This is a genomic window from Flavobacterium gawalongense, from assembly GCF_007097265.1.
Lineage (GTDB): Bacteria > Bacteroidota > Bacteroidia > Flavobacteriales > Flavobacteriaceae > Flavobacterium > Flavobacterium gawalongense.
In genome coordinates this window covers 14,778-29,842 of sequence record NZ_VJZP01000042.1, presented here as the reverse complement: position 1 = coordinate 29,842, position 15,065 = coordinate 14,778, and the positions used below count along the sequence as shown (strand labels likewise).

General features: G+C 34.4%; 16 protein-coding genes and 1 pseudogene. 8 read left to right on the top strand and 9 right to left on the bottom strand.

Annotated features, from left to right (window positions below):
- Nucleotides 1-116: 116 nt before the first annotated feature.
- The 3 genes from FNW38_RS15995 to trmD form a co-directional block, all read right to left on the bottom strand.
- Nucleotides 117-2,357 (bottom strand): NADP-dependent isocitrate dehydrogenase, encoded by a 2,241-nt coding sequence (locus FNW38_RS15995; protein ID WP_143388764.1) that lies wholly within the window; start codon nucleotides 2,355-2,357, stop codon nucleotides 117-119.
- 269 nt (nucleotides 2,358-2,626) lie between these two features.
- Nucleotides 2,627-2,977 (bottom strand): 50S ribosomal protein L19, encoded by a 351-nt coding sequence (rplS, locus tag FNW38_RS15990; RefSeq protein WP_143388763.1) that lies wholly within the window; start codon nucleotides 2,975-2,977, stop codon nucleotides 2,627-2,629.
- A gap of 156 nt (nucleotides 2,978-3,133) precedes the next feature.
- Nucleotides 3,134-3,811 (bottom strand): tRNA (guanosine(37)-N1)-methyltransferase TrmD, encoded by a 678-nt coding sequence (gene trmD, locus FNW38_RS15985; RefSeq protein WP_143388762.1) that lies wholly within the window; start codon nucleotides 3,809-3,811, stop codon nucleotides 3,134-3,136.
- Between the two features lie 314 nt (nucleotides 3,812-4,125).
- Here trmD and FNW38_RS15980 point away from each other — a divergent pair, with 314 nt between their 5' ends.
- Complete coding sequence (locus tag FNW38_RS15980; protein WP_143388761.1) at nucleotides 4,126-5,058, top strand: peptidylprolyl isomerase; 933 nt, start codon at nucleotides 4,126-4,128, stop codon at nucleotides 5,056-5,058.
- 128 nt (nucleotides 5,059-5,186) lie between these two features.
- Here FNW38_RS15980 and FNW38_RS15975 read toward each other — a convergent pair whose 3' ends face one another.
- Nucleotides 5,187-6,080 (bottom strand): alpha/beta fold hydrolase, encoded by an 894-nt coding sequence (locus tag FNW38_RS15975; RefSeq protein WP_143388760.1) that lies wholly within the window; start codon nucleotides 6,078-6,080, stop codon nucleotides 5,187-5,189.
- Between the two features lie 171 nt (nucleotides 6,081-6,251).
- Nucleotides 6,252-6,806: a thioredoxin family protein gene (locus FNW38_RS15970; RefSeq protein WP_143388759.1), complete on the bottom strand. Its 555-nt coding sequence runs from the start codon at nucleotides 6,804-6,806 to the stop codon at nucleotides 6,252-6,254.
- 121 nt (nucleotides 6,807-6,927) lie between these two features.
- On the opposite strand from FNW38_RS15970, the gene FNW38_RS15965 reads away from it, so the two are divergent.
- Complete coding sequence (locus FNW38_RS15965; protein WP_143388758.1) at nucleotides 6,928-7,263, top strand: tRNA-binding protein; 336 nt, start codon at nucleotides 6,928-6,930, stop codon at nucleotides 7,261-7,263.
- Between the two features lie 157 nt (nucleotides 7,264-7,420).
- Here the strand turns inward: FNW38_RS15965 and FNW38_RS15960 are convergent, their stop codons facing one another.
- Nucleotides 7,421-7,948: a YceI family protein gene (locus tag FNW38_RS15960; protein WP_143388757.1), complete on the bottom strand. Its 528-nt coding sequence runs from the start codon at nucleotides 7,946-7,948 to the stop codon at nucleotides 7,421-7,423.
- Between the two features lie 111 nt (nucleotides 7,949-8,059).
- On the opposite strand from FNW38_RS15960, the pseudogene FNW38_RS15955 reads away from it, so the two are divergent.
- The 4 genes and pseudogenes from FNW38_RS15955 to FNW38_RS15940 form a co-directional block, all read left to right on the top strand.
- Nucleotides 8,060-8,218 (top strand): annotated as a pseudogene (locus FNW38_RS15955) (tRNA-binding protein); the annotation flags it as partial.
- Between the two features lie 309 nt (nucleotides 8,219-8,527).
- Nucleotides 8,528-8,854, top strand: coding sequence for a four-helix bundle copper-binding protein (locus tag FNW38_RS15950; RefSeq protein WP_143388756.1), 327 nt, complete (start codon nucleotides 8,528-8,530; stop codon nucleotides 8,852-8,854).
- An 84-nt stretch (nucleotides 8,855-8,938) separates the two neighbouring features.
- Entirely contained in the window at nucleotides 8,939-9,154 is a 216-nt protein-coding gene (locus FNW38_RS15945) for a DUF2188 domain-containing protein (RefSeq protein ID WP_143388755.1), read from the top strand.
- 55 nt (nucleotides 9,155-9,209) lie between these two features.
- On the top strand, nucleotides 9,210-9,662 hold the full coding sequence (locus tag FNW38_RS15940) for a YbhB/YbcL family Raf kinase inhibitor-like protein (RefSeq protein ID WP_143388754.1): 453 nt from the start codon (nucleotides 9,210-9,212) through the stop codon (nucleotides 9,660-9,662).
- Nucleotides 9,663-9,676: 14 nt separating this feature from the next.
- Here FNW38_RS15940 and FNW38_RS15935 read toward each other — a convergent pair whose 3' ends face one another.
- The 3 genes from FNW38_RS15935 to FNW38_RS15925 all read right to left on the bottom strand — a co-directional run bounded on the left by FNW38_RS15935 (nucleotide 9,677) and on the right by FNW38_RS15925 (nucleotide 12,658).
- Complete coding sequence (locus FNW38_RS15935) at nucleotides 9,677-10,228, bottom strand: RBBP9/YdeN family alpha/beta hydrolase (RefSeq protein WP_143388753.1); 552 nt, start codon at nucleotides 10,226-10,228, stop codon at nucleotides 9,677-9,679.
- A 217-nt stretch (nucleotides 10,229-10,445) separates the two neighbouring features.
- Nucleotides 10,446-10,829 carry a PUR family DNA/RNA-binding protein gene (locus FNW38_RS15930; RefSeq protein ID WP_143388752.1) on the bottom strand — a complete coding sequence of 128 codons (384 nt, stop codon included), beginning with the start codon at nucleotides 10,827-10,829 and terminating at the stop codon, nucleotides 10,446-10,448.
- Between the two features lie 68 nt (nucleotides 10,830-10,897).
- Nucleotides 10,898-12,658, bottom strand: coding sequence for an ABC transporter ATP-binding protein (locus FNW38_RS15925; RefSeq protein WP_143388751.1), 1,761 nt, complete (start codon nucleotides 12,656-12,658; stop codon nucleotides 10,898-10,900).
- Between the two features lie 201 nt (nucleotides 12,659-12,859).
- On the opposite strand from FNW38_RS15925, the gene FNW38_RS15920 reads away from it, so the two are divergent.
- Both FNW38_RS15920 and nusB read left to right on the top strand, forming a co-directional pair.
- Nucleotides 12,860-13,966 carry a Glu/Leu/Phe/Val family dehydrogenase gene (locus FNW38_RS15920; protein WP_143388750.1) on the top strand — a complete coding sequence of 369 codons (1,107 nt, stop codon included), beginning with the start codon at nucleotides 12,860-12,862 and terminating at the stop codon, nucleotides 13,964-13,966.
- 178 nt (nucleotides 13,967-14,144) lie between these two features.
- A complete protein-coding gene (gene nusB / locus FNW38_RS15915) occupies nucleotides 14,145-15,056 on the top strand; it encodes a transcription antitermination factor NusB (protein WP_143388749.1) in 912 nt (303 codons plus the stop codon).
- The last annotated feature ends 9 nt before the right edge of the window (nucleotides 15,057-15,065 follow it).

Here is a 15,065-nt window from a genome sequence, read left to right as displayed (position 1 = left end):
AAATCCTGTTACAAGCGTTTTTTTATTGTCTAAAAAAGAACGCTAATCAAAATAAACGAGGTTTTTCAGTACCCTCCCGTTTCCAGTCGTCTTTTTTACTATATGAAATTACTTTATTAAGCGATTTTTGCAGGAACAGCGATTCTATCTAAAATAGTATTGAATGTTTCACTAGGACGCATCGCTTTTTCAGTCAATTCCGGATTAGGTTGGTAATGACCACCAATAGCTTGAGGTTTTCCTTGTGCTCCAATTAACTCTGCATTGATTTTGGCTTCGTTTGCTGCAAATGCTGTTGCAATAGGAGTAAAGATAGCTTTCAATTCCTCGTTTTTATCTTGGGCTGCTAATGCTTCTGCCCAATACATTGCCAAGTAAAAATGAGAACCACGGTTGTCAATTTCGCCAATTTTACGAGCTGGAGATTTATCATTAGCTAAGAATTTCTCCGTAGCTACATCAAGAGTTTCTGCTAAAATAATTGCTTTAGAATTGTTTAAAGTTTGACCTAAATGTTCTAATGAAGCACCTAAAGCCAAGAACTCACCAAGTGAATCCCAACGTAAATAACCTTCTTGTGTAAACTGTTCTACGTGTTTAGGAGCTGATCCACCTGCACCAGTTTCAAACAAACCTCCACCATTCATTAATGGAACGATAGATAACATTTTTGCGGATGTTCCAACCTCTAAAATAGGAAATAAGTCAGTTAAGTAATCACGCAATACGTTTCCTGTTACAGAAATAGTATCTAGTCCTTTAATGATTCTTTCTAATGTGAAGTCAGTTGCTTCAATAGGATTAAGAATGCGAATGTCTAAAGCTGTTGTGTCGTAATCTTTTAAATATTTTGTTACTTTTTCGATTAACTCTCTATCATGCGCTCTGTTTTCATCTAACCAAAAAACTGCAGGGGTATTTGATAAACGAGCTCTGTTTACCGCTAATTTAACCCAGTCTTGAATCGGAGCATCTTTTGCCTGACACATTCTGAAAATATCTTTAGCTTCAACAGTTTGTTCCATTAAAACGTTTCCATTAGTATCTACAACACGAACAACGCCGTCTGCACTCATTTGGAATGTTTTGTCATGTGAACCGTACTCTTCCGCTTTTTGCGCCATCAAACCTACGTTTGGTACACTTCCCATAGTTGTTGGGTCAAAAGCACCATGTTTTTTACAAAAATCAATTGTCGCTGTATAAATTCCAGAATAGCATCTGTCTGGGATAATGGCTATAGTGTCTTGTTGTTTTCCTTCCTTATTATACATTTGTCCCGAAGTACGAATCATTGCAGGCATTGAAGCATCAACAATTACATCCGAAGGAACATGAAGATTAGTAATTCCTTTTTCAGAATTTACCATCGCTAATGCTGGTCCGTTTTCTATTGCTTGGTTTAGTGCAGTTTCCACTTCAGCTTGCATCGGGTGTCCTGCAATTTTTGCGTAAACATCACCTAAGCCGTTTCTGGTGTCAATATTCAATTCATTAAATAAAGCGGCGTATTTTTCGAAAACAGCTGCGAAATAAACTTCTACGATGGCACCAAAAATAATTGGATCAGAAACTTTCATCATAGTAGCTTTCAGGTGAACTGAAAGTAAAACGTTTTGCTCTTTAGCTTCTTTGATTGTTTTAGCAACAAAACTTTTTAAAGCGTTTAGGTTCATAACAGAACTGTCGATTATTTCACCTGCTTTTAGTGGAGTGCTTGCTTTCAAAACAGTAGTTGAACCATCTTTACCAACAAATTCTATTTTTACATCAGTAGCATCAGCAATGGTGATTGATTTTTCACTTCCGTAAAAATCGCCACTTTCCATAGAAGCTACCTGTGTTTTTGAGTCAGATGACCAAGCTCCCATTGAATGAGGGTTTGCTTTAGCGTAATTTTTAACTGCTTTAGGAGCTCTACGGTCAGAATTTCCTTCACGTAAAACTGGATTTACTGCAGAACCTAAAATTTTAGAATATTTAGCTTTGATTTTTGTCTCCGCTTCGTTTTGTGGTTCTTCGGGAAAGTCAGGTAAATTATAACCATGAGATTGTAATTCAGCAATAGCCGCTTTTAATTGAGGAACAGATGCCGAAACATTTGGTAATTTTATGATGTTTGCTTCTGGGGTTGTTGCTAATTGTCCAAGTTCTAATAAAGCATCGCCAGTTTTTTGATCTTCAGTCAAAAACTCAGGAAAGTTTGCCAAAATTCTTCCGGCTAAAGAAATGTCTCTAGTTTCAATTTCAATATCAGAAGTTGATGTAAATGCTTGTACAATAGGTAGAAATGAATAAGTTGCCAACAAAGGCGCTTCATCAGTAAGGGTGTAAAAAATTTTTGATTTCTGTGTCATTTTTGTATTTTTATAATCTAATCACGGTTAAATGTAGCTTAAGTAAGGTGTTTCACTTGAAATAAGGCGGACAAATATATGAAAATCAGATGTAATAGAAGGCGCATTTTATATAGAAAAATACGAATTTTAAGATTACTAACTAGTTATTCTGAATTTGTTAGTTTTATAAACCCTTAAATCCTAAATTAGGAATTTATGAGGGGAAAAATTAGCAAAAAAAAAGTCCCAACATTGTTGGGACTTTTTTATAGTAAAGAGACAGTTGACTATCTTCTTTTGTCTTTAATTTTAGCTTTTTTACCAGTAAGTTCTCTGAAGTAGAAAATTCTAGCTCTACGAACTGCACCTTTTTTGTTGATTTCAATTTTTTGTAAAGCTGGTAAGTTTACTGGGAAGATACGCTCAACTCCAATAGCACCTGACATTTTACGAATAGTAAAAGTTTCTGTGTTACCAGAACCTCTTCTTTGAATAACAACTCCTTTAAAAAACTGTGTTCTAGTTTTTTCACCCTCTCTAATTTCGTAGTAAACTGTGATAGTATCACCAGCTCCAAAAACAGGGAAATCTTTTCTAGCTACTAATTCGTCTTGAACGAATTTCATTAAATCTGCCATGATAATTTTAATTATGGTTTTTATTAAATCAACATTCACGGATCTCGCCAGAGGTTAATCTAAATTTGGGTGCAAAGATAAAAAAAATGTTTAAAGTTTAAAGTTTTTCTTGTTTAAAGTTTAGAAGTTGTTGAATACCAACTTTAAACTAATTTTTCACTCCTCCAGTAAATCCGGTCTTCTATTCTTTGTATGTTCATACGCCATATCTTCCCGCCATTTATCAATTTTGGCAAAATTTCCACTGGTCAAAACATCAGGAACTTTCCATCCTTTGTAATCTGCGGGGCGCGTGTAAATAGGTCCTGACAATAATCCATCCTGAAAACTATCCGTTAATGCTGAAGTTTCATCACTTAAAACACCCGGAATCAATCGGATTAAAGCATCCGATAATACCAAAGCGCCCAGTTCACCACCAGACAATACATAATCACCAATAGAAATTTCCTTCGTGATAAAATTGTCGCGCACGCGTTGATCCACACCTTTATAATGCCCGCACAAAATGATAATATTTTCATACATCGACATCGTGTTCGCCATTTTCTGGTTCAGGGTTTCCCCATCCGGTGACATATAAATGATTTCGTCGTACGTTCTTTCGCTTTTCAAATGCGTAATACAAGCATCAATAGGCTGCACCGTCATCACCATTCCGGCACCACCGCCATAAGGATAATCATCTACACTTTTTTGTCTGTTGGTCGTATAATCCCGTAAATTATGAATGTGGACTTCCACCAATCCTTTGTCGATGGCACGTTTCATAATCGAAGCCTCAAACGGACTTCGCAATAATTCTGGAAGAACGGTAACAATATCTATTCGCATTTTTTCTTTTCTAAGTTTCAAAGTGCAAAGGTACAAAGTTTTTCTATGCTGAACTTGTTTCAGTATCAGGAGCTATTTCCAGCTTTTCACTCTATCTTTCCTTGCTTAAAGGAAGCAAGGAAAGGATGCCGTTTCAATCTGGGCTAGGGTTTTTTGGAATTAGGAGGTTTTAAAGAAGTTATTAAGTTTGAAATATTTTCTAAATTGCATTCCTGTTTAATCCCCAAACTTTCAAATAACTAAATCAACGAATCCCCAATTCCCTTTTTAAAATTAATTTCGTAAATTTGCCTTTCAATAAAAATTAAACAAAAATGGAAAACGGAATATATGCTAAATTCAACACCACAAAAGGTGCTATTTTAGTAAAACTAGAGCATGAATTAACACCAGGAACAGTTGGGAACTTTGTAGGATTGGCCGAAGGAAACTTAGAAAATAAAGTAAAACCTCAAGGGGTTAAATTTTATGACGGATTAAAATTCCACAGAGTAATCCCTGACTTCATGATTCAAGGTGGTTGTCCACAAGGAACAGGAACTGGAGATCCAGGGTATAAATTTGATGATGAATTTCACCCAAGTTTGAAACACAACCGTCCGGGAGTTTTGGCTATGGCTAACTCAGGACCAGGAACAAATGGTTCTCAATTTTACATTACACACATTCCAACAGAATGGTTGGATAACAAACATACTGTTTTTGGACATGTAGTAGAAGGTCAGGATGTAGTTGATGCAGTTGCTCAAGGGGATGTTTTAGAGTCTTTAGAAATTGTAAGAGTAGGTGAAGAAGCTAAAAATTGGAATGCAATTGAAGCCTTTATCACTTTTAAAGGTTCACGTAACAAACGCGATGCAGCTTTAAAAGCAGATGCAGAAGCTGCTATGGAAAAACTAGCAGCTGGTTTCGAAAAAACAGAAAGTGGTTTGCGTTATCAATTCATCCAAAGAGGTGAAGGTGAAAAAGCAGAAAATGGAAAAATTGTTTCGGTACATTACACAGGACAACTTCCTGACGGAAAAGTTTTTGACAGTTCATATCCTCGTAAAAAACCAATCGAATTTCCATTAGGAAAAGGAAACGTTATTGAAGGTTGGGATGAAGGAATTGCCTTGTTGCGCGTAGGTGACAAAGCACGTTTCGTGATTCCGGCTCATTTAGGGTACGGATCTCGTGGTGCTGGGGGAGCAATTCCACCAAACGCCACATTGATTTTTGACGTAGAATTAATGGACGTTAAATAGTCTACAGTATTCAGATAGCAGATTCCAGTTATCAGATAAAATTAAAAAATCCCAAAACGAAAGTTTTGGGATTTTTTTTATGTAATAAATGGACTTGTTGCTATTTTTGAATTCGAGTGATTTCAAATCTATGAATTTAAAAATTCAATCAAATCCTTGTTTAATTTATCTTTTTCAATATAAAATAAACCATGTGGCGCTCCTTCATAAACAATAAATTTATTGTCCGGTATTAATTTTGTCGCTATTTCAGAGGTGATTTCAATAGGAACGGTTTTGTCCTCATCTCCATGAATGATTAATGTAGGCACATTTACCGAAGCCATTTCTTTACGAAAATCGGTTGAGGAAAATGACTTGGCACACTCTAAAGTCGCTCGCGGTGACGCAAAAGAACACAGCATTCTATAATAATCCAATAAAGGCGTACTTATAGGTTTACTGATAAAACTCACTCCGAAAAATGTTTTTCCAAAACTATCCAGAAAACCAATTCGGTCTTCTTTAATTTGTTCCGCCATACCATCGTATTTTTCTTGTGGAACGCCATCTGGATTAGAATCCGTTTTTAGTTGAAATGGCGTTACAGAAGCGATAAGTACCGCTTTTGAAACTCCTTTTCCGCCATGACGACTGAAATAACGGACTACTTCACCACCTCCCATAGAAAATCCAACAAGCGTAGCTTCCTTTAAATCCAAATGGTCAATAATAGTTTTTAAATCATCGGACAAAGTATCATAATCGTATCCATTCCATGGTTGTGATGATTTTCCAAAACCACGACGGTCATAGGTAATAACTCTAAAATTATTTTGAACCAGAGCATCAATTTGGTATTCCCACATTTCATTAGATAGTGGCCAGCCATGAATAAGAATTACAGGTTTTCCTTCGCCATAATCTTTTACATACAGTTTTACCCCCGGTGCTGTCTCAATATATTTATCTAATCCTATTTTAGATCCAGAAAAATGGTCTCCACTTAGTGATTCGCTTCTGTTAATTTGATTCGTTTCCATAACATTTACTGTTTACAAGATGAATTTAGTATTCCTCTTTAGGGTAAAATTAGATGTTTTTGAAAAAAATAGTATTACAGAATTAGTATAAATAGTTGCAACTTTTTTTGTTTTCGAACATAAAAAGAAAGCATTCTGTTGAAAGTCAGAATGCTTTTTTTATAATTGGATTTATTTCCACTTTATATTGCAACCAATACTTGGTTTTTGATTGGGATTAATTATTCGATTGTAAATCACGCTGTCAATCGCACCACGTAAATCGTTGCCACTAAGCGGAATTCCATTTCCCGGTCGGCTATCGTCCAACTGACCGCGATACACTAATTCGTTTTGGTTGTCAAACAAGAAAAAATCAGGCGTACAAGCCGCATCGTATGCTTTGGCGACTTCTTGGGTTTCATCATAAAGATAAGGAAACTCAAAATTATTTTCAAAAGCGAATTCCGTCATCAATTCAGGTGCATCTTGAGGAAATTTTATCACATCATTACTTGAAATGGCAATGATTCCAATGCCTTGTACATGATAATCATTGGCAATCATCAAAATTTCTTCTAGAACATGATGCACAAAGGGACAGTGATTGCAAATAAACATCACCAAAGTTCCTTTTTCGCCTTTTAAATCCACAAAAGAAAACCATTCGTTGGAAGTGGTGTCTTTCAAATAAAATTCGGGAGCAATAGTTCCAAGCGGAACCATCTTTGAAGCAGTTTTTGACATTGAAGTTTTTCTAGTTTAAAGTTTCAGGTTTAAAGTTAAGAAAAAAGGATTGTGTTTTAGATTTAAAATACTAATTTTAGTCTGTGAAGCGTTTGATTTACAACTTTAAACTTAAATAAAAATTATGCTATCTTGGTCTGAATTCGAAAAAGTAGAAATGCGTGTGGGAACTATCCTGGAGGTTAATGATTTTCCCGAAGCCCGAAAACCGGCTTATCAGTTAACAATAGATTTTGGTTCAGAAATCGGAATCAGAAAAACATCGGCACAAATCACCCAACGCTATCAGAAAGAAGAATTGCTAAACCGACAAATTGTTGCGGTGGTCAATTTCCCTAAAAAGCAAATAGGAAAATTCATGAGTGAATGTTTGGTGTTAGGTGCAGTAGGTTTAGCAGGCGATGTGATTCTATTGGCTCCTGATTTCAAAATAGAAAATGGGTTGCAGATTGGGTAGCTGCCGTATTTTGTTCTAAAAAGCGTTCAGTTTTTTGATTTATTGTCTTGTGCCGTAGACTTGCTAAGAATGCTATAGGATATAATGCGAAGTTTTCTTCAGGTATATGTTTTGAAAATGTTTGTCTGATAGTTTTATGTCAATTTGCAATTTGATATCATTTTTTCAATAACTCAATATTCGCAATCAATGCTACTTCCTCGCTTACCATAGTGCCCCCAGCTTCTATTGTGTCATTCCAAAGCAATCCAAAGTCTTTACGATTTATTTTTCCCTTTAACTCAAAACCTGCTTTTACATTCCCCCAAGGGTCTGTAGCCATGCCTCCATATTCTACATTCAGGACAACCGGTTTTGTAACATCTTTAATGGTAAGATTACCGGTCAATTCAAATTTAGTATCGGCGGTTTTTGTGAACCTCGTTGAGGTAAATGAAAGTTTAGGAAACTTTTCCGCTTCAAAGAAATCAGCACTTTTTAGGTGTGTGTCTCTATGCTCATCATTAGTGTTGATGGAATTGACATTGGCACTAAATGAAAACTTTGCGTTTTCAAAATTGTCACTTGCCTCCACAGTGCCTGTTATTTCATCGAATCTTCCCGTTAAAGTAGCAATCATAAGATGTTTGACTTTGAACTGTACCGCTGAATGCGCTGGGTCTATTACCCAATTTATATTTTCCATGGCGTGTTTTTGTTTGGATGTTAATTTTAATTACAAATAATATATAAAGTTACGAGTTATTGAGTTTGATTGTTGTTGATTATTAAGTAAATATATTTTTTTAAGGTAGGTTTAGTCCTCCGTCAAATTGTTGCGGTGGTCAATTTTCCTAAAAAGCAAATTGGGAAATTCAGGAGCGAATGTCTGATATTAGGTGCTGTAGGTTCAGCAGGCGATGTGATTTTACTTTCACCTGATTTCAAAATTGAAAATGGATTGCGAATTGGGTAACTTCAAAAAATAGTTGTAAAATAGCTGAATTAACAATAAAAATTTCAGTTATAAAAATGTTAATAACTTGTAATACAGGATATTGAATGAAAAAATAATGTAAATTTACTTCGCACTTAATTAAGCGTCCATTCGATTCGCTTCAAATAACTTTGTCGTTTGATTAGTGCTAATCCTTTAAATGATTTAAGAGAAATCCAATTATTAGTGGAATCTTCTAAAAGTTAGGGAAACACAACACTGTAAAAAAATTAGGGCCACTCAGCCCATTGATTTAAAACAAGATTATAAATTAAATACACATTGAAGATGGAAAAGCAAAAAATGATTGACGTATTGCATTTTTGTGCAGCACAGTGCACACATTGTTATGATGCATGCCATTTGGAAAAACAAATGGATATGTCCTGTTGTATGATGAACGATCAGGATTGTGCTGATATATGTCGTTTAACAGCACAATTATTAGAGCGAAACTCTGAAAATGCAGCTGTCTTTTTAAACTTATGTTTAGAAATGTGCGAAAGATGTGCCACCGAATGTGAAAAATATCCGCAAATGGAACATTGCAAAAAATGTGCTGAAGCATGCCGTAAATGCGCCGCAATGTGTAATGAACAACAATTGACACATTAGGAAAAAGGCTATCGTTATTTCATAATATTCACAATAACGATAGCTATTATTATGTTTCAAAACAAAACGATTAAATAGAATGTCATGCCTTGGACAAGAACAGATTATCCAAATTCTCTAAAGAATCTTCCCCAAGTGGTTCGCAATAAAGCCATTGAAATTGCCAATGCATTGTTCAAAAAAGGCAATATGGAGGAGGGGAGAATTATTGCCACAGCAATAAGTCATGCAAAAACGTGGGCAAACAATCGCGGATTAATAACTAAAATGTTTCCAAAAAAATTAAAAAACAAAAAATGACTTAAAATAATTCCATTTAATAAGCCCAATTATGAACCTTATTATACTATATATCATGTCGACAATAATAAGTACCATCTTGACAATAAAAAGTCCTGCTTTTAAGAACAATGAATTTATCCCTTCAAAATATACTTGTGATGGGTTAAATATAAACCCGGAACTCATAATAGAGGATATTCCTGTAAATACTAAAAGTCTGGCCATCATAGTAGATGATCCGGATGCTCCAAATGGAACATTTTGCCATTGGCTACTGTGGGACATTCCACCAAAAACTACTATAAAAGAAGATAGTAGACCCGGAACCCAGGGTAGAAACAGCATCCATGAGAATAAGTATTTTGGGCCATGTCCTCCAAGTGGCACGCACCATTATCATTTTAAAGTGTATGCTTTAGACGCTAAACTTAATTTACCACCAAATACTGGCGAAAAAGAACTCTTAAATACTATGAGAGGACATATTATTTCCTCGGGGGATTTAGTAGGTTTGTATAAAAGGTAGCGTATTGGATACTATTACGACCTATTAATTTTATCAATCAATTGTTGCAATATCAATTGTCCTTCTTCCCAAAATTCAAGATTTGATTCGGAGTTGATATGTCCTTTTTGACCAATATTTATAAAATCACTACCCCACATTTCAGCAAAATATTCTGCTCTTTGTGATGATATATATGGATCATTTTCACTGGTAACTACTATGGAAGGAAAGTGCAATTTTGACAACGGTATTGGCGAAAAGTTCCAAATGCTCTCTGGCGTATGCTCAGGAGAATCAACATCCGCTGGAGCAACCAGTAAAGCACCTATTATATTAGGATTGCTGTTTACAGAAGCCCAATGCATTACTAAGGAAACCGCAAGACTGTGAGCCACCAAAATTGTTGGATTATCTAATTTTAGGATCGCCTCATTCAGTCTGTCGAGCCACTTCTCTAGTTGAGGTTCGTTCCAATTGTCCTGAATTACCTTAGTGGCATTTTTATATTTTTTGAGCCAGTAGCTTTGCCAATGGTCTTCTCCGGAATCACCCAGTCCCGGGATAATTAATAATTTTATTTCCATTCTAATACATAATAATATAGGTTTATCTAAAAAAATCTAAAGTGTTTAGAGAACTTTTTGGAATAAAAATATACAATTTTATCGAAATAGAAATCCTTTTTTAGTAATAAAAATGAAGAACGATTGCCCCTAATAGTTACATTTTAGGCGGATATAAAAAAAGTCCAAAAATCAACTGATTTTTGGACTTTTCGTTTTGTAAGTAGGCAACTAAACATTAAATATCATCAAATTCTATATCAGTAAAAGTTGATGTTTGCGGTATGATTTCATCATCATCTGTTTTCTCAGCTGCATATTCTTTTTTGAAATCTTTTTGGTGTCTCTCAGAGATTACTTCTTTCCCTTTGTGGTTCAAAACATAAGAAGTCATTTCTCCTAGAATTTCTGCGAAGGCAGCAAAGTCCTCTTTGTATAAATAAATCTTGTGTTTCTTAAAATGGAACGATCCGTCTTCTTCGGTAAATTTTTTGCTCTCGGTAATCGTTATGTAATAATCATCAGCTTTAGTAGCTCTTACATCAAAGAAATAGGTTCTTCTTCCAGCACGTAAAACTTTAGAAAATATCTCTTCTTTTTCTAACATGTCATTTTCTCTCATAATCCTTTCTGTCAATTTTTTATTTAATAGCAATCAAAAATCATAAAAATTTATTTATTATACAACAATTATAGTAATTCTTTTTCTGAAAGTTGTTTTAAATACAAGGATGCATAATACCCTTCTTGATTTATCAATTGATTATGAGAACCTTGTTGGATAATTTTTCCTTCTTCAAGAATGATAATATTGTCTGCATTTTTTGCCGATGAAACCCTATGACTAACAATAATGGTCGTTTTATCCTTGCAAATCTCAAATAAGTTATTCAAAATCGCTTCTTCGGTTTCTGTATCCACGGCTGATAAACAATCATCAAAAAGTAAAATAGCCGGGTTTTTAATAATTGCTCGGGCTATAGAAACACGTTGTTTTTGTCCACCCGAAAGAGTGATTCCTCTTTCTCCCAGAATAGTATCGTACTGTTTGTTAAAGCCAATGACATTGTCATGCACTACGGCATTTTTTGCAGCAGCTTCCACTTCCTCATCAGTCGCATTTTCTTTGCCGAATTTAATGTTGTTTTTGATACTATCCGAAAACAAAAAGGCATCTTGTGGAACAATTCCGATGTTGTTTCTTAAATCATATAGATTCAAAGTGCTTATTTCGTTTCCATCAACAGTTATTCTTCCATCTGTTACTTCATACAAGCGGGAGATTAAAGAAGAAATAGTTGATTTTCCAGATCCTGTTTTTCCAAGAATCGCCAGCGTTTCTCCTTTTTTTACTTTAAAGGAAATATTTTTTAATGCTTCTATATTCGTGTCTTCGTAGGTATAGCTCACATTTTCGAATGAGATAGTACCCTCAATAATAGATTTATTTGGGTTTTTATTTTTTATTTCCGGTTCGATTTTCAGGAATTCATTAAGGCGCTTTTGCGAAGCTTCGGCCTCTTGAACCATTGACGAAACCCATCCTAATGAAGCAACCGGCCAAGTAAGCATATTGACGTACAAAATAAATTCGGCTATAGTACCAATGCTTTTTATAGTCCCATTGATATACATTAGACCACCAAAATAAATCACAACCAAGTTACTAATTCCTATCAGCGCCAGCATTAACGGACCAAACAATGATTGTACTTTTGCCAAATTCAAACTCTTGCTTTTGCTTTCATTCGCTAAGTCCACCATATTGTTTTGATGTTGGTCTTCTAATGAATAGGCTTTTATCACTCGGATTCCAGAAAATATTTCTTGCGAAAAACTCGATACTTTGGACAAATACTGCTGGAAAATAGTGCTTCTTTTATTGATTTCAGAACTTAATTTGAAAATGCAATACGATAATACAGGTAAAGGAAGAATGGTGTACAATGTTAATCGTGGCGATACATTGTACATATAACCAATTACAATTGCAAAACGAATAAAAGTGTTAATCGTATACATTACTGCGGGCCCCACGTACATTCTTACTTTTGAAACATCTTCACTGATACGGTTCATCAAATCACCTGTACGGTTTTGCTTATAGAAGTTTTGTGATAGGTTTTCATATTGACGAAACACTTCGTTTTTTAAATCGAACTCAATGTGTCTCGACATAACTATCAGGGTTTGTCTCATCAAAAAAGTAAGAAAACCAGCTATAATGGTAGTGGCAATAATCAGTAAAATATTTGAAATTAATTCTTGACGAATGACATCCGCAGTAATGGTTTTATCCTTAGAAAATGATTCAATTACCATGAATGACTTGCTAATCAATTTTGGAGTAAACAAAGAAAATATTTGTGCGATAATTGTAAATAAAATACCAAGAGAAAAACTGTATTTATATTTGATAAAATATTTATTTAAATAACGTAATTCTTTCATTTTTTTAAGATATTCTGTGTTGAAAAAGTTTTATTTGTTGATTAACAATCAATTTTTGATAATGTTTAAAATTGATTTATTTTTGTTATAATTGCGAAATTAATAATTTCAAACTAAAATATTAGGACATGTATATTTTTTATGTAAATTTGATTTGTCTTTTTGACGAATTCATAATTTATCACTATAAAAATTAATACTATGAATGCAGCTTTCACAACTGGAAAGGAACTTCAAAAAATGGATCCCGTTTTTGGCCAATTATCATTTGATGATCACGAACAAATTGTATTTTGCAACGACAAAGATACAGGTTTAAAAGCAATTATTGGTATTCATAATTCGGTTATGGGTCCCGCTTTAGGTGGTACGCGTATGTATAATTATGCCAATGAATGGGAAGCGCTAAACGATGTATTGCGACTTTCTCGTGGTATGACTTATAAAGCTGCCATTACAGGATTGAACATTGGTGGAGGTAAAGCGGTTATTATTGGCGATGCCAAAACTCAAAAAACACCTGAGTTGATGCGTAAGTTTGGTGAATTTGTGCATTCTTTAAGCGGAAGATACATTACTGCCGAAGATGTAGGTATGGAGACTAAAGACATGGACATAGTAAGAGATGTAACACCTTATGTTACTGGAATTTCTGAAGAAAGAGGTGGTTCTGGAAATCCATCACCTGTAACTGCTTACGGAGTATATTTAGGTATGAAAGCAGCCGCAAAGCATCAATTTGGTTCTGATGTTTTGGGGGGTAAAAAAGTATTGGTTCAAGGAATTGGTCATGTTGGAGAAACTTTAGTTGATTGTTTGACAAAAGAAGGAGCAATAGTAACGATTACTGATATTAATGAAGAAAGATTGTATGAAGTAGGAGCTAAGTACAACGCTAAAATATTCTCAGGCGAAGATTTATATAGTGCGGATGTTGATATTTATGCGCCTTGTGCCATGGGAGCAACTATAAATGATGCAACCGTGCATAAAATTAAAGCAAAAGTAATTGCTGGTGCGGCTAATAACCAATTGGCAAATGAGAATATCCACGGAGCAATTTTGCAGGAACGAGGAATTCTTTATGCGCCAGATTTCTTAATTAATGCGGGTGGTATCATCAATGTTTATGCGGAATTGGCTCATTATGACAAAGCTGAAATCATGCGTAAAACAGAGAATATTTACAATACTACGCTGGAAATAATTGATTTTGCCATTGCAAACAAGATGACTACACATCATGCGGCTTTGACGATTGCTCAAAATAGAATTGATCAAAGAAAGATAGAAAACAGTAAGAAGTAGTTTTCAGTGTTCAGTATTCAGTGTCCAATTATTGCCGTTCACTGAATACTGATCACTGAATACTTTTAAAATAAGCGATTATATATTTTATTTTAAAAAATGAAATACTTATTTTTGCAGACTAATTAATAAAAGTTCTTACAAGGTGGTAAATAGAAGACACATACGCGTTAAAGTCATGCAATCCATTTATGCGATGCATCAAAGCGGTTCAGATAATCTGGAAAAAGAAGAAAAATTCCTTTTTTACAGTATCGACAATATTCAAGATTTATACCTTATAATGCTTTCTTCCCTGATTGAAATTTGTAAAACAGAAACTGTCTTTTTGCATAAATCCAGTCTGAAACATCTTGCAACTCCTGAGGAACGTAAACCCAACGAGAAATTCATCAAAAACCGTATTTTTCAAATTCTTTCCGAAAATAATTCACTAAGTATTGCGCTGGAAAATCGTAAAATCAATAATTGGACTTTAAACGACGATTATATTTTATTATTGCTGAATGATATAAAGGCGAGCAAATTGTATGCAAAATACATGAGTGATTCGACTAATACATTTGAAGAAGACAGACAGTTTATCGTTGATTTGTTTATGGAAGTAATTGTTCCTAACGAAAAATTATATGAATATTTAGAGGATGATAAGTTAACTTGGGTTGATGATATTCCGTTAGTGAATACACATATTATCAAGCAATTGAAAGCGATTAAATCTGGTGAAGACGACAATTTCAGAATGCCAAAATTGTATAAAGACAATGAGGATAAAGACTTTGTTAAGGATTTGTTTCGAAAAACGGTCTTAAACGAATCCGAATTAGCCAAAGAATATATTGATAAAACACCCAATTGGGATAGTGATAGAATTGCCGAAATTGATACCATTATTCTTAAAATGGCAATTTGTGAATTTTTGAAATTTCCATCTATTCCTGTAAAAGTTACCCTTAATGAATATTTAGAAGTTGCTAAAGAATATTCTACACCAAAAAGTAGTATTTTTATCAACGGAATTTTAGATAATTTAGTAAAAGAATTACAAACCAGCAAAAGAATCATTAAAGCCGGTCGTGGTTTAATGTAATAATTAACA

Coding starts and splice junctions, on each gene's coding strand:
- FNW38_RS15940 (WP_143388754.1), top strand. CDS start 9,210: ATGTCGACAATAATAAGTACCATCTTGACAATAAAAAGTCCTGCTTTT.
- FNW38_RS15995 (WP_143388764.1), bottom strand. CDS start 2,357: ATGACACAGAAATCAAAAATTTTTTACACCCTTACTGATGAAGCGCCT.
- FNW38_RS15920 (WP_143388750.1), top strand. CDS start 12,860: ATGAATGCAGCTTTCACAACTGGAAAGGAACTTCAAAAAATGGATCCC.
- trmD (WP_143388762.1), bottom strand. CDS start 3,811: ATGCGAATAGATATTGTTACCGTTCTTCCAGAATTATTGCGAAGTCCG.
- FNW38_RS15970 (WP_143388759.1), bottom strand. CDS start 6,806: ATGTCAAAAACTGCTTCAAAGATGGTTCCGCTTGGAACTATTGCTCCC.
- FNW38_RS15950 (WP_143388756.1), top strand. CDS start 8,528: ATGGAAAAGCAAAAAATGATTGACGTATTGCATTTTTGTGCAGCACAG.
- FNW38_RS15960 (WP_143388757.1), bottom strand. CDS start 7,948: ATGGAAAATATAAATTGGGTAATAGACCCAGCGCATTCAGCGGTACAG.
- FNW38_RS15935 (WP_143388753.1), bottom strand. CDS start 10,228: ATGGAAATAAAATTATTAATTATCCCGGGACTGGGTGATTCCGGAGAA.
- nusB (WP_143388749.1), top strand. CDS start 14,145: ATGCAATCCATTTATGCGATGCATCAAAGCGGTTCAGATAATCTGGAA.
- FNW38_RS15980 (WP_143388761.1), top strand. CDS start 4,126: ATGGAAAACGGAATATATGCTAAATTCAACACCACAAAAGGTGCTATT.
- FNW38_RS15945 (WP_143388755.1), top strand. CDS start 8,939: ATGCCTTGGACAAGAACAGATTATCCAAATTCTCTAAAGAATCTTCCC.
- rplS (WP_143388763.1), bottom strand. CDS start 2,977: ATGGCAGATTTAATGAAATTCGTTCAAGACGAATTAGTAGCTAGAAAA.
- FNW38_RS15925 (WP_143388751.1), bottom strand. CDS start 12,658: ATGAAAGAATTACGTTATTTAAATAAATATTTTATCAAATATAAATAC.
- FNW38_RS15975 (WP_143388760.1), bottom strand. CDS start 6,080: ATGGAAACGAATCAAATTAACAGAAGCGAATCACTAAGTGGAGACCAT.
- FNW38_RS15930 (WP_143388752.1), bottom strand. CDS start 10,829: ATGAGAGAAAATGACATGTTAGAAAAAGAAGAGATATTTTCTAAAGTT.